Consider the following 12988-nt stretch of genomic DNA (forward strand, 5'->3'; position numbering starts at 1 on the left):
ATTAATTATAAGCCTTGACTGAGCACTTGTAAAACATCTTCCTTTGAAAGACCCAAGTCTTGAGCGCACACAATGCGCCTTCTTAGTTCATCCTCTGGCACACCTATTATCTGGCTTGCCACAGTGTAGTCCAGGTCCAAGAATATACTACCGTGTAAAAGAAAAGCCCTTTTGAGAGTTCTCATGGCACAAGCTACAAGCTTTCTTCCATTTACCGTCAGTTCTCCTAAGCTAGGAAAAAAGAAGCAGTAATAACTATCACCTTGAACACCCTTGTTTTTGCATATCTCTACTGATACACCAATAGAACCAAAAGCATCCGCTAATCTTTGGCTTAGCTTTCTGTATATCTCTGAAAAGCTTTTACCCCAAGCATTTTTGTAATCAACGATGGAAAAGGATATGTCCCATCCGTGTAGTAATGCGCCACCACCTGTGGGTCTTCTCACTACAGGCACGCTAAACTCTCTGGGTTCTTGTGAATAACCTATGCTTATTGTGGGCTCACTCCACATGTATATCCTTTTGGCGGGCTTACCTCTGCCTTCTTCAAGCGCCAAAAGATTATTCCCATCTATGCTCATGTTTTCAAAGCCAGTCCTTACTTCTATCATTCAAGGACTTTTTGTAGTCTTTCCGCTTTGAGGTCTCTAAGCAGTTGATAGTCCTTCTTTATATCTCTTCCTGCACGCGTTAAATACCCACCCACCATCATGGCATTGGTCATAAGGACAGCCATTCCGTGAAAGTCCCTGAGAGTTTGCTCTCTTCCTCCGCACAGTCTTAATTCCGCTTTAGGGTTTGTAAGTCTAAACATTGCTATAACCTTGAGAGCTTCTAAAGGACCAATTCCGGGAGCGTTTTGCATAGGTGTGCCTTCTATAGGCATAAGAAAGTTTAGAGGTATGGAGTCCACACCCAGCTCTCTGTAGGTTAAGGCAAGGTCAACCCTGTCTTGGTCTGTCTCGCCCATACCAAATATACCACCACAGCACGCGGAGAGTCCCACATACTTGATGCGTTTTATAGTCTCATAGCGTTCTCTCCAAGTATGAGTGCTTACTATGTTTGGGAAGAACCTTTCGGAAGTTTCAAGATTATGATTGATCCTCCGCACACCGGCAGATTTTAGTCTAAGGAGGTCTTCCTCATCAAGAGTGCCGGCAGACACGCATACATTTATAGGTAGTTTCTCTCTGTGCTTTATCTCCTCAACAGCCTGTGCTATCTTTTCTACTTCTTGGAAGGTTGCCTTCTTACCGCTCAGCACTACGCAGTACCTGTTGGCACCAAACTCAACACCCCTGTAAGCACCTTCTACTATCTCATCTTTGGGCACTAAGGAGTATATGTTTATGGGTGTTTTGTAAAACTTAGACTGAGCGCAGAACTTACAATCTTCCGAGCAGGCTCCACTTTTTGCGTTTATTATGGAGCAAAACTCCACACTGTTGGAAGGGAAAAAGGCATTTTTTACCTTCTGTGCTATATAAACAAGCAGGGCTATGTATTCATCAGGGATTCTCAAAACTTCTAGGGCTTCTTCTCTTGAGATGTGCTCTCCTTGGATGACTTTTTCTCCTAAATCTATAATAAACTTCTCCTTGCTGTCCATTTCAAACCTCCTTGTTTAAATTATATGTATCTTCCCTCACTTCTGAGCAATACTTTGAGTCTTTTTCCCTTCCGCTCTACCTTTTCCACCTTATAATCGTAAAAGTTTATCTTAAATAGTTCATCAAGGCTTAGGTCCTTTTCCGCTATATAGCGAAGGGTGTATGCTCTGTGGGGCAGAGGATTTTTTACCTTTTGTTTGGCTCTGTAATACTCAAAAACTACAATCTGGGAGGCTGTAGAAAGGTCAAGAAGGTTCTCTTCTTGTTTTCCTACAAAGAGAAAAACTGTTTTACCTTCAAAGAGTTCTTTGCTCAGTTTTTTTATGTCTTCTTTCCAGTATTCTTTGAGAGTTTTACCTTGACAAATGCTTTTCCAATCAAGACTATATTCGGGCATAGGGCTTTCCACGGATGCAAGCCCTAAAAGAGGGCTCAAAACTACAGACCTGTCCTTTATCCGAGCCTGTACTGTTGGCGGAAGCACCCAGTATTCCAGACTATCCCAGAACCTGTTTTTATACCTCAAAAAAAGAGGCAGGAACTCCTCTTTGACATTAAAACAACGCATTAACTCCTTCGCTTTTGGGTACAGCTGTGTAAACCTTTCATCGCTAAACTCCTGATAACTACCTTTCATCTTTGACTGTTTTTTGCTGGAGGGTAGCACATAAAACACCTCTTATTGCCTCCAAAGAAGCACTATTTCCCCCTTTATTTCTCCCCTTGAAGAGAGCTGGTTATACACTTCAGACAGCGTACCTCTAATAAACTCTTCGTGTAGTTTGGTCAGCTCCCTTGCAACACAGACAGGAAGGTCATCTGTATATACTTCTTTCATAACCTCAAGACTCTTTAGTATACGATTAGGAGATTCAAAAGCTATGATGGTAGTATCTTCACACTTTTTTATATCTTCAAAAAAACCTGCAAGACCCTTTCTTGGTAAAAATCCCACAAAGAGAAATCTGTCTGTGGGTAAGCCAGAGCCTACCAAAGCGGTGAGAACTGCGCTGGGTCCGGGGATCACTTCCACCTGAATACCTTTTTCTATACAAGCTTTGATGAGCTTATAACCAGGGTCAGAAATGCTGGGAGTGCCTGCATCTGTTATAAGTGCCACATCTTCCCTCTCAAGAAGCTTTATTATTTTAGGAACTTGGACGCTCTCCTTTGGCTCGTAATAAGATAGCAGTTTCTTTCCTTCTATATTAAAGTGGTTAAGAAGAATGCTTGTTCTTCTTGTGTCTTCGCAGGCTATAAAATTCACTTCTTTGAGCACCTCAAGAGCTCTGAGGGTTATGTCTTTGAGGTTTCCTATCGGAGTGGCAACCACATAAAGCTTTCCCATCTTACTTCACCAAAAGCATTGGTATGTCAAGGTGATGCACCACAAAGGAAGTTATACTACCAAAAAGAAACTCCTTGAACCGCCCTTTGGAAAAAGCACCCATAATTAAAAGGTCTACTTCCTTTTCTTTACAGTATTCTACTATTTTCTCCTCTGGCAGTCCTTTCAAACTTTCGTAATGATCCGCACTTTTAAACACTTCATCTATCATGCTTTCATCACCTACATGCAGAGCGTAGATTTCAGAGCCAAAAAGATCCTTTATTTGCAAAGCCATTTTCATGCCTTTCTTGGACATTTCTTTGCCATCGTATGCTACGCACACCCTTTTTAGGTCCCTTTTTTCTTCTGCAGATAGGAAGACGGGACAAGGAGAACTTCTTACCACTGTATCTGCAGTAGAACCAAGAAGGAAACCTTCTACAGGCCTTTTACCTTTCTTACCTAAGAATAGCAGATCCTCCGCATCTGCTTGAGAGACGATCTCTTTGTGAGGAATACCAACAGTTTGAAAGGAAGAAGCTTTTACACCCTTCTGTCTTCCTAAGCTAAGAAACTCCTCCAAAATAAGGTCTGCCTGAGACTCTAAGAACTCTTTAACTTTGGAAGATACACCGTAGTAAAAGGTAAAACCCAAAACACCCGCTAAGTCTTCAAGAAAGCTCTCCTCCATGAGCCTCTCATCTATGATATGAATGCCCACTACTGGGAGGTTTAACTTTTGTGCAAAGTCAAAGGCATACTCGCAAGCAGTCCAGCTTGACTTAGAACCGTCCAATCCCACCAATAATCTTTTAAACATCTAAGTTTCTTACCTCTTTTGCGTAAGTTTCTATGAACTTCCTTCTTGGTTCCACATCTTCTCCCATAAGTATGGTAAATATCCTGTCAGCTTCTGCTGCGTCCTCTATACTTACCCTCAAGAGCCTCCTAGTCTTGGGGTTCATAGTTGTCTCCCATAGCTGCTCCGGGTTCATCTCTCCTAATCCCTTATACCTTTGAAGCTCAAAACCTTCCTTAGCAAGCTCCATAAAAGTGTTTAATATCTGATGTAGGTCATATACAGTTTTACTCTTCTTTTCTACGCTTACCACCGCTGGTAGGTCAAGTTTAAATCCAGAAAGTACAGACTTATACGCGAGAGAAGATAGAAATTCCACATCTAAAAGGATGCGCCTGCCTGTTCTTTCATCCATCAAAATTATCTCATAAGCCCCGCTTAGTTCATCGTACTTGGTTTCTATCTTGTAATCAGTAAGTATCTTTTTGAGTAAATTAACCTTTTCCTTCAAAAGCTCTTGGTTTCTCATGTCCTCTTCGGTGAGCATAACGGAAAGCAAGGAGGATAACACATCCTCACCCTTTCTTCTGACCAAATACCTGTAGTTTTCTTCAAACTCTTTGAGGTTTTTCAGAAGCTTTACGAGTTCCTCACCTCTGTATTCTGCTCCTTTTGCGTCTTTAAGCACACCGTGATTTTTTATGTGTTCCATAAGCACATGCTCAAGCTCCTTATCATCTTTGAGATAAAACACCTGCTTCCCTTTTTTAAGTCTATAAAGGGGCGGTTGAGCTATGTAAAGATAACCTGCAGATATGATCTTTGGCATGTATCTGTAGAAGAACGTTAGAAGTAAAGTTCTTATGTGGGATCCGTCTACATCAGCATCCGTCATTAGGATCACCTTGTGATACCGGAGCTTAGAAAGATCCATGTCTTCACCTATACCGCATCCCATAGAGCTCACTATGGCTTTTATCTCTTCGTTGGAAAAGACCTTATCAAACCTTGCCTTCTCCACATTGAGTATCTTACCCCTGAGAGGTAGTATTGCCTGTATCCTTCTGTCTCTTGCCTGTTTTGCTGAGCCTCCAGCGGACTCGCCTTCCACTATGAAGAGCTCGCACTTTTCTGGATCTTTCTCAGAACAATCCGCTAATTTGCCCGGCAGTGTAGTGTCCTCTAAGAGAGACTTTCTCCTGACAAGCTCTTTCGCTTTTTTGGCAGCTTCCCTCGCGAGTGCTGCCTCTACCGCCTTTTCTACTATCTTCCTGTAAACTTCCTTGTTTTCCTCAAAGTAAGCAGAAAGATGCTCGTACACTACTGATTCTACTATGCTTTTGACATTCTGGTTTCCCAATTTAGTTTTGGTCTGTCCTTCGAACTGAGGCTCAGGGACTTTGCAGGCTACTACTGCCACAAGTCCCTCTCTTAGGTCTTCCCCTGTTATAGCTTCTTTTAGTTCTTTTTGGAGCTTTAGGCTAGAGATGTGTTTCATTACTGCTTTAGTAAGCCCGCTCCTAAAACCTGTTATGTGGGTTCCACCCTCTATGGTCTTTATGTTATTCACAAAGCTTTCCACAAGCTCTCTGTAATCCTTTGTGTAAATAAAGGCTATATCTACCTGAACACCTTCTCTTTCGTCCTTTATCCTTATAACCTCATCAAAAAGTAGCTCTTTGCCAGAAGAAAGAAACTTTACAAGCTCTTCTATGCCATTATCAAACTTGTAGATAAACTCCTTATTTACCCTTTCGTCAAAGAGCTTGAAAGTACACTCTGGGTTGAGGTATGCAAGCTCCCTTATTCTTCTTTCAACAAGGTCAAGCTTTATCTTGGTAGTTTCAAAAATATCTGGGTCAGGTTTGAAAGTTACTTTGGTACCCCTCTTTGTAGTAGTACCTACTACTTTCAGAGGATAAAGAGGTTCTCCCCTTGAGTACTCCTGTCTGTATATTTTTCCGTCCCTGTAAACTTCTACCGCTAACCACTCAGAAAGTGCATTCACCACCGATGCTCCCACGCCGTGAAGTCCCCCCGAGTACCTGTAAACCTTTTTGTCAAACTTCCCACCCGCTCCGAGCATGGTGAACACCATCTCTACAGCAGGAATACCCGTTTCTGGATGTATATCTACTGGTATACCCCTTCCATCATCCTCAACGCTTACAGAACCATCTTCGTGTATGATAACGGTGATGTTTTTAGCATAACCAGCAACATGTTCATCAACCGCATTATCCAGGATTTCCCAAAGAAGATGGTGTAGTCCCCTCTCTCCCACATCGCCTATGTACATAGATGGTCTTAGGCGTACGTGTTGAAGTCCCGTAATAGCTTTTATGTCTTCTGCTTGGTATCTCTCCATTTTTAAATAAAGGAGAAGCACCCCCAGCGGGATTCGAACCCGCGATCTCCGCCTTGAAAGGGCGGTGTCCTAGACCAGGCTAGACGATGGGGGCTAACTTCTCAAAAACATTATAGATGATTTGAAAGAAAATGTCAAGCTTAAGGAAGTCTATTGACATATTAGAATATTCTTATATATTTAAAAGTTGAAGGAGGTTAGAGCCATGTTTATGGGAAACATGATAGTAGATGTTCCGGAAGATGCCATAGTTAATATAAATTACGTGGTGCTTAAGGAAGGTGTTACATTAGACGATGTTATGGAAAGGGTCGCTTATCTTTGTGAGCACGTAAAAACCTATCACTCGGATACGGGATTCTATGGAGGCTTTGTGCTTCTCAATACGGGTGGAGTGTCTCTTGAGGGATCTACTGCTGGTCAAACAACAGAACATCCTCTAAAGGACAGAGAGGTGCTTATAGTCACTTTCTGGAGAAGCTTAGAGGATCATGAGGAATCTCACAGAAGTGAAGGTTTCAATAAACTCTTTAAGGAGCTTACCGAACTTGCGGAAAGCACTTACGAAGTAGTCTATAAGATGCTTTGGCAAGGCAGAGCTTACGACCCAGAAACCGCGAAGAGAGCAAGGGAAGCAAAACAAACACACTGTAATACCTGCTGAGTTATAATAAACGTGTGAAGGTAAAAGTAGGCATAGTAGGTTGTGGCGTAGTAGGAACAGGAACGGTAAGACTGCTGTTAGAAAACTCTAACATAATACAGAAAAAGACAGGTGTAGAACTTGTACTTACAAAAGTCGCAGACAAAGATTGGGAAAGAAAAAGGGAGATAGAGATACCTACTTATCTCAGAACACATGACTACAGGGAAGTTATAAAAGAGAGTGATATAGTCGTTGAACTTGTAGGTGGCAAGGATTTTGCTAAAAACCTTATACTTGAAGCTCTTGAAGAAAACAAACACGTAATTACTGCTAACAAACGCTTGCTTGCGGAAGACGGTCTTGAAGTCTTCAGAAAAGCCAGAGAAAGGGGTTTGCACATAGGCTTTGAGGCATCTGTAGGTGGTGGTATTCCTATAGTTAAAGCTCTAAAGGAAGGTCTTGTAGGCAACAGGGTAAGAGCCATCTATGGTATTCTCAACGGAACCACTAACTATATACTTACCAAAATGCTAGAAGAAAGGATGGACTTTTCACACGCTCTTGAACTTGCTCAAAAACAGGGTTATGCAGAGGCGGACCCCTCCTTAGACATAGACGGTTGGGATTCTGCCCACAAGATATGCATACTTTCCATGATAGCCTTCGGTAGGTATGTACCTTTTGAAGAGGTTTATGTAGAAGGCATAAGAGACCTTGATCTGCTTGATTTGGAGCTTGGAAAAGAGCTTGGATACACTCTAAAACTTCTTGCTATATCAAAAAGAAGGGATGGAAGTATGGAAGTCAGAGTTCATCCTACTTTTATAAGGTCAGAGGATGCTCTTGCTAAGGTTTCCGATGTTTATAATGCCATAATGGTAGAGGGTGATTTTGTAGGCAAAACTATGTTTTACGGTAAGGGTGCTGGTGGTCAGCCTACCGCTTCCGCCGTAGTTTCTGATATCGTGGACATAGCTAAAAAACTCCTCTTTTGCACGAAAGATAAAGATCAATTGGAATGGGAGGACCAATCTTTATATTTGAGCAAGGATTTTTACAGCAGGTATTACATGAGGTTTGATGTGCCTGATAGACCAGGTGTATTGGCAAGTGTTTCCAGGGTCTTGGCAGATTATAACATAAGCATAGCCAGTGTGCTTCAAAAAGAGAAGGTTTGCAAGATGGCAGGTAGGGAAGGCGAACCTATAGTCCCTCTTGTTATACTCACGCACAAAGCTTACGAAAGCAGTATGCAAAAAGCTATAAGAGAGATAAAAAACCTCCCCGTCATAATGGGAGAGCCTGTAGTCATACGCGTTGAAGAAGAAGCATATTAAGCCTTTGCCACTCTGTAAAAAAGGCTTATAAACCTGGCAGCTATAAGAAACGCTATACCAAAAGACCAAAAAAACACATCCATACCAGACATATTACCTTCAAAAAGGTGGAGCATAAATTCCCTTATGATAAAAGCTATAAGCACCTCTAAAAGAATCTCCACCCTTACCCTTTCGTGTTCAAAAAAGTCTATAAAAGCCCTTATAAGTTCAAGCACCACTATAAGAGAAAGTACATTGGTAACAAGCTCCTTAAAGCCAAGTCTGACCGTTGCTTCTGAAGCGGTTAAACCTATTTCCGATATAGTTCTGTAAATACCTACAAACAAGCCTATAATAAGCACAATTATGGTTATGTTAAAAGCTAATATAATGAAGCCTTTGTATATTTTTGATACAAACTCTTGCATTCTAAATCTTCTTTATATCTGGTGGCAGTTCCCTCGGAGGCAGTCCTGTATATTCCACATCTTTCTCCTCGTCAAGCCTTTTAGAAAAAGGTTTTTCTGTGGTTAGCTCTTCGTAAACATGCGCTACAAGCCCTGGAACTCTACCTATTATGAAGAAGCCTTTCCCCAACCTCCAATCAAACCCCATCTCTGATGCAACTGCAGCTATGGCTCCGTCTACGTTAAGAACAAGTTTTTTGCCTTTCTGTTTTGCTATTTCTTCTTCTACCGCCTGAGCAAATTCGCAGTGCTTTCCATAAAATTCCAAAGCCTTTGCAATATCCATAAGCCTTTTGGTTCTTGGATCAAAGTCCTTATAATACCTGTGTCCATACCCCGGTATGGGTTTTCTTGCAGAAAGATATTCGCTGACTATGTCCTCAACACCTTTTCCACTTGCTACACCTTCCTGCATAAACTTCATGGCATCCTCTAAGGCACCACCGTGAGCAGAACCAAAAGCCAATATACCTGCCGCCACTCCCACATTCAAAGAATTACCACCAGACGCTACCGCTCTTGCGGCTATGGCAGAAGGTGGAGCAATACCGTGGTCTATCACAGAAACAAGCATGGCTTCCATCATCCTGCTTTCCCTTTCTGTTGGAAGCTCACCTTTTAGTATGAGATAAACAGCTTGCGCAAAAGAAAGATTGCCTACCAGATCAAGCAGTCTGTAGCCTCTTATGTAAGTTTCGTGTCCCAAATGCTGAGTTATAGCGGTTCTCCACATACCCATCAAACTCCTCCTTTTATTACTTCTTCGTTTACCTTTATTTTACTCTTCTTCATAAGATGCTCTATGAGATAATTTACCATGGTGTCTGACTTCATGTTTAATATGTCCTGCGTTAATTTCTTTGCTTCATCTTCCTTCATGATTTTTTTCTTTCTATCCGTTATTAAAAAAACACCATAACCTTGTGCCAAATCGTAGGGACCAAATACCTTCTCTTTTGATAGCAAAAAGCGCACTATCTCATCTTGCTTTATCTTTGCTATGCTCATAATTTGGTTTGCGGGTGTGTCGTTAAAAGCTATGTACTTGGTGCTAACCTCTTTACCTTCTGAGAGCAACTTATATACTTCTTGCGCCTTTTCTTTCACCGCTGATAACTTCTTGCGCTCTATTAGTATAGACTTTATCTGGTCCTTTACCTCATCAAAGCTTTTCACACCGGGAGGCTCAATCTTGTAAAGGTATATGAGTACATACTCATCTCCTGACTTAGAAACAGAAATGCGGTCTTTTTCACTTAACCTTGGAACCTCAGAATTTATAACTTCAGGCAATTTGCTTTGATCATTGGGAAGTACATACTCAGTGTAGCCTTGAGGTATCTTACCTTCCTTTATAGACTTGTAGAGCTCTTCTATTCTTCCCTTATCCTTTTCCTTCCAAACTCTTATTATCTTGGTTTCTGGCTTTCTAAAAAGCTCCTTATTTTTCTCGTAAAAACTTAATACCTCCTCTTGTGTTGGGTTGTAAGAAAGCTCCACATCAGAAGGTGTGAGTATGTAAAGTCTACCAGATAGTAAGGTGGACTGAACTGCCAAATTAACTTCTTTTTCTTTATCAGAAATGTAGACGCCGTTGGAGACCAACACGAGTAGCTTTTGTATCGTTAACATTCTCCTTATGTAATCTTCATACTCTTCCGGAACGAGTCCAAGCCTTGATAGCAGTTCTTTATACTTAGAGGCACTAAAGCTACCTCCTTCTTGAAAGGTTGTGTCGCTTTTTATGACACTGATGACCTCTTCATCTGAAGCAGAATAACCTAAGGACTTAGCCTTTTGATAAAGAAGTTCTTGTGTGATAAGGTTATCAATTACCTGCTTTTTTATAATCTCCTCAAGTTCTTTGTTCTGTATGTTGGAGAACCTTAAAAGCTCCCTTCGGTACTCTCTTAAAGTTATACAGCTACCGTTTACCTCCGCTACACACTTTTTGCCTACAGAAGTGATGTCTCTGATACTTCCAGTAAAAAAAAGCCAAAGAAAGAAAGCTCCTGATGCTAAGACAACTATTAGTACTGCTAAGGTTTTGTGTTTTTGGATTAAAGCGTACATAATCTTAGCTTAGGTTTTCCTCGGGCGATCTGGCTCTTTGAAGTATCTTCACCACTACCCATCGTTTTGTCTTGGACAGAGGTCTTGTTTCCCTTATAAGCACCACATCTCCCACCCTACACTCGTTGTTAGGATCATGTGCGTGGTACTTTTTGCTCTTTATTATGTGCTTTTTGTATAGAGGGTGGGGCACTTTTCTGTCTACTCTTACTACTACCGTTTTTTGCATCTTATCGCTAACAACCACACCCACAAACTCTTTTCTGCTCATCAGTCTTCACCTCTCAACTCCTTTTCTCTTATTATGGTAAGCACTCTGGCTAACTCCCTTTTTGTATTTCTTATAGCCATTATGTTGGGCAAACCTTCCACCTTTTTCTTGAACCTGAGTCTTAAAAGTTCTCTCCTTAGCTCATCTTCCTTTTTTCTGAGGTCTTGTAGGCTCAACTTTCTGAGTTCCTGTGCCTTCATACTGTTATACCTCCAGCTTTCACGAGCCTTACTTTTATGGGTAGTTTGGCAGAAACCAACTTATAAGCTTCTTCAGCAACGCTTTCGGGCACACCAGAAAACTCAAAGAGTATCCTTCCGGGCTTTACTACCGCTACAAAACCTTCTGGATCACCCTTTCCACCACCCATCCTTACCTCGTTGGGCTTTCTGGTATAAGGCTTATCCGGAAATATATTTATCCACACTTTAGCTCCTTTCCTTAGGGCACGCACAAGGGCTATTCTGGCAGCTTCTATTTGCCTCTGAGTTAACCAATGAGATTCTAAAGCCTGTATGCCATACTCACCAAAAGCCAGCTTGTTTCCTCTAAAAGCTTTGCCTTTTAGTGTTCCTCTCTGAGATTTCCTGAATTTGGTCTTTTTTGGAGCCAAGAAAGACATCCTTTATACCTCCTTTTCTGCTTTCTTAAGGTCCTCTTCTATCTTCTTTATGATCTCTTCTTTACCACCTTTTAGTATGTCGCCTTTGTATATCCAAACCTTGACACCCAAAACGCCGTACTTGGTCTGAGCAACCGCAAAACCGTAATCTATATCCGCTCTGAGAGTTTGCAAAGGCATCCTTCCTACCAGAAACCATTCTGCTCTTGCCAGTTCTGCACCACCTATCCTACCTTTTACCTGAACTTTTACGCCTTTTGCACCTGCTTTGAAGGCGTTGTCTATAGCTCTTTTCATGGCTCTTCTGTGGGATACACGCCTCTCTATCTGAAGGGCTATTTCCTCCGCTACAAGCTGAGCATCAAGCTCTGGCACTCTTACTTCGTCAACGGTTATGGTTATATCTTTCCCCACCGCTATACTTTCTATGTCTTTCTTTAGCTGTTCTACTTCCGCTCCCTTCCTTCCTATTATGATACCTGGTCTTGCAGCAAATATCCTGACTTTTACCTTTTCTGCAGCTCTTTCTATGACCACTTTGGAAACTCCAGCGGAAGCGTATCTTTTCTTTATGTAATCCTTTATCTTTATATCTTCGTGGAGAAGTTTTGTGTAGTCCCTTTTACCAGCAAACCACTTGGAGTTCCACTCTTTTATTACACCTATCCTGAAACCTATGGGATGCGTCTTCTGACCCATTTACTGCTCCTCCTTTTTCTCTTCTAACACTATTGTTATGTGAGATGTCCTTTTCCTGAGCATGGTCGCTCTTCCGTGTGCTCTTGGCATCCACTTTTTGTACATGGGACCCTCATCCGCTACCGCCTTCTTTATGTAAACCTTTTCTATATCAAGCCCGTGCTGTTCTGCGTTGGCTAAAGCACTTTTTAGCACACCTTCAACGATTCTTGCACTTTTCTTTGGTATCACTTTCAGCTGATAAAGAGCACTTCCAGCATTTTGTCCTTGTATTACTCTTAAAACTTGTCTCACCTTTGTTGGTGAAATCCTCGCATACCTTAAAACCGCTCTGACTTCCATGTCCCTTACCTCACTTCTTTTTAGCTACTTTTGCAGATTTTTCTGGATGGCCCTTAAAAGTTCTTGTGGGTGCAAACTCACCCAGCTTGTGTCCTACCATATCTGAAGTTATATAAACGGGTACAAAGGTCTTTCCGTTATGCACCGCTATGGTGTGTCCCACAAATTCGGGAATTATGGTGGTGTCTCTGCTGTAGGTTCTTACTACCTTTCTATCTCCCGTTTGGTTCATAAGCCTGATCCTCTTCCACAGCTTTGGGTCCACCCAAGCCTTTTTGTTTACCAAAAGTCTGTACTCTTCCCAAACTTTCTTGTACTTTTCAAGGGCTTTTTGGAACAAGCTTTCTGTGTGTTGTACTTTTCTCACTTTTTTGTATATCCTTTGAGTCTTCTTGTAAAGTTTTAGAAACTGTTCTGGGTCTTCTATTAGCCTGTT

The 12988-nt window shown here is 41.6% G+C and carries 17 protein-coding genes and 1 tRNA gene; 2 read left to right on the forward strand and 16 right to left on the reverse strand.

Annotated features, from left to right (window positions below):
* Positions 1–5: 5 nt before the first annotated feature.
* The 7 genes from CP948_RS01535 to CP948_RS01565 all read right to left on the reverse strand — a co-directional run bounded on the left by CP948_RS01535 (position 6) and on the right by CP948_RS01565 (position 6207).
* Positions 6–614: a lipoyl protein ligase domain-containing protein gene (locus tag CP948_RS01535; RefSeq protein ID WP_096600373.1), complete on the reverse strand. Its 609-nt coding sequence runs from the start codon at positions 612–614 to the stop codon at positions 6–8.
* On the reverse strand, positions 611–1615 hold the full coding sequence (gene bioB / locus CP948_RS01540; protein ID WP_096600375.1) for a biotin synthase BioB: 1005 nt from the start codon (positions 1613–1615) through the stop codon (positions 611–613). The genes CP948_RS01535 and bioB overlap by 4 nt, the downstream gene beginning before the upstream one ends.
* Before the next feature lie 20 nt (positions 1616–1635).
* On the reverse strand, positions 1636–2283 hold the full coding sequence (locus CP948_RS01545; RefSeq protein WP_245810046.1) for a hypothetical protein: 648 nt from the start codon (positions 2281–2283) through the stop codon (positions 1636–1638).
* A 12-nt stretch (positions 2284–2295) separates the two neighbouring features.
* A complete protein-coding gene (gene rsmI / locus CP948_RS01550) occupies positions 2296–2964 on the reverse strand; it encodes a 16S rRNA (cytidine(1402)-2'-O)-methyltransferase (protein ID WP_096600379.1) in 669 nt (222 codons plus the stop codon).
* 1 nt (position 2965) lies between these two features.
* A complete protein-coding gene (locus CP948_RS01555; RefSeq protein ID WP_096600381.1) occupies positions 2966–3766 on the reverse strand; it encodes a universal stress protein in 801 nt (266 codons plus the stop codon).
* Positions 3759–6113 carry a DNA topoisomerase (ATP-hydrolyzing) subunit B gene (gene gyrB, locus CP948_RS01560; RefSeq protein ID WP_096600821.1) on the reverse strand — a complete coding sequence of 785 codons (2355 nt, stop codon included), beginning with the start codon at positions 6111–6113 and terminating at the stop codon, positions 3759–3761. The genes CP948_RS01555 and gyrB overlap by 8 nt, the downstream gene beginning before the upstream one ends.
* A gap of 18 nt (positions 6114–6131) precedes the next feature.
* Positions 6132–6207, reverse strand: a tRNA-Glu gene (locus CP948_RS01565).
* Between the two features lie 111 nt (positions 6208–6318).
* Between CP948_RS01565 and CP948_RS01570 the strand changes: the two genes are divergently transcribed.
* Positions 6319–6777: a ligand-binding protein SH3 gene (locus CP948_RS01570; protein WP_219350200.1), complete on the forward strand. Its 459-nt coding sequence runs from the start codon at positions 6319–6321 to the stop codon at positions 6775–6777.
* Between the two features lie 14 nt (positions 6778–6791).
* Positions 6792–8096, forward strand: coding sequence for a homoserine dehydrogenase (locus tag CP948_RS01575; protein ID WP_096600383.1), 1305 nt, complete (start codon positions 6792–6794; stop codon positions 8094–8096).
* Here CP948_RS01575 and CP948_RS01580 read toward each other — a convergent pair.
* From CP948_RS01580 to rpsS, 9 genes are read right to left on the reverse strand one after another with little or no spacing between them, the layout of a single operon-like run.
* Positions 8093–8506: a phosphate-starvation-inducible PsiE family protein gene (locus tag CP948_RS01580; RefSeq protein WP_096600385.1), complete on the reverse strand. Its 414-nt coding sequence runs from the start codon at positions 8504–8506 to the stop codon at positions 8093–8095. The two genes, CP948_RS01575 and CP948_RS01580, sit on opposite strands and share 4 nt — an antisense overlap.
* A 1-nt stretch (position 8507) precedes the next feature.
* The gene (locus CP948_RS01585) at positions 8508–9284 is read right to left on the reverse strand and encodes a citryl-CoA lyase (protein ID WP_096600387.1); all 777 of its coding nucleotides are present in this window, start codon (positions 9282–9284) and stop codon (positions 8508–8510) included.
* Positions 9284–10618: a peptidylprolyl isomerase gene (locus CP948_RS01590; protein ID WP_096600389.1), complete on the reverse strand. Its 1335-nt coding sequence runs from the start codon at positions 10616–10618 to the stop codon at positions 9284–9286. Before CP948_RS01590 ends, CP948_RS01585 begins: the two co-directional genes overlap by 1 nt.
* 4 nt (positions 10619–10622) lie before the next feature.
* Positions 10623–10889, reverse strand: coding sequence for a 30S ribosomal protein S17 (gene rpsQ / locus CP948_RS01595; protein ID WP_096600391.1), 267 nt, complete (start codon positions 10887–10889; stop codon positions 10623–10625).
* Entirely contained in the window at positions 10889–11089 is a 201-nt protein-coding gene (gene rpmC, locus CP948_RS01600) for a 50S ribosomal protein L29 (RefSeq protein WP_096600393.1), read from the reverse strand. Before rpmC ends, rpsQ begins: the two co-directional genes overlap by 1 nt.
* A complete protein-coding gene (gene rplP / locus CP948_RS01605) occupies positions 11086–11511 on the reverse strand; it encodes a 50S ribosomal protein L16 (RefSeq protein WP_096600395.1) in 426 nt (141 codons plus the stop codon). The genes rpmC and rplP overlap by 4 nt, the downstream gene beginning before the upstream one ends.
* Before the next feature lie 3 nt (positions 11512–11514).
* Positions 11515–12210: a 30S ribosomal protein S3 gene (gene rpsC / locus CP948_RS01610; RefSeq protein WP_096600397.1), complete on the reverse strand. Its 696-nt coding sequence runs from the start codon at positions 12208–12210 to the stop codon at positions 11515–11517.
* Positions 12211–12552, reverse strand: a complete 342-nt coding sequence (rplV, locus tag CP948_RS01615) for a 50S ribosomal protein L22 (RefSeq protein ID WP_096600399.1) — start codon at positions 12550–12552, stop codon at positions 12211–12213.
* Between the two features lie 10 nt (positions 12553–12562).
* The gene (gene rpsS / locus CP948_RS08835) at positions 12563–12892 is read right to left on the reverse strand and encodes a 30S ribosomal protein S19 (RefSeq protein WP_425479796.1); all 330 of its coding nucleotides are present in this window, start codon (positions 12890–12892) and stop codon (positions 12563–12565) included.
* Between the last annotated feature and the right edge of the window lie 96 nt (positions 12893–12988).

It is taken from the genome of Hydrogenobacter hydrogenophilus (assembly GCF_900215655.1).
Classification (GTDB): Bacteria; Aquificota; Aquificia; order Aquificales; family Aquificaceae; genus Hydrogenobacter; species Hydrogenobacter hydrogenophilus.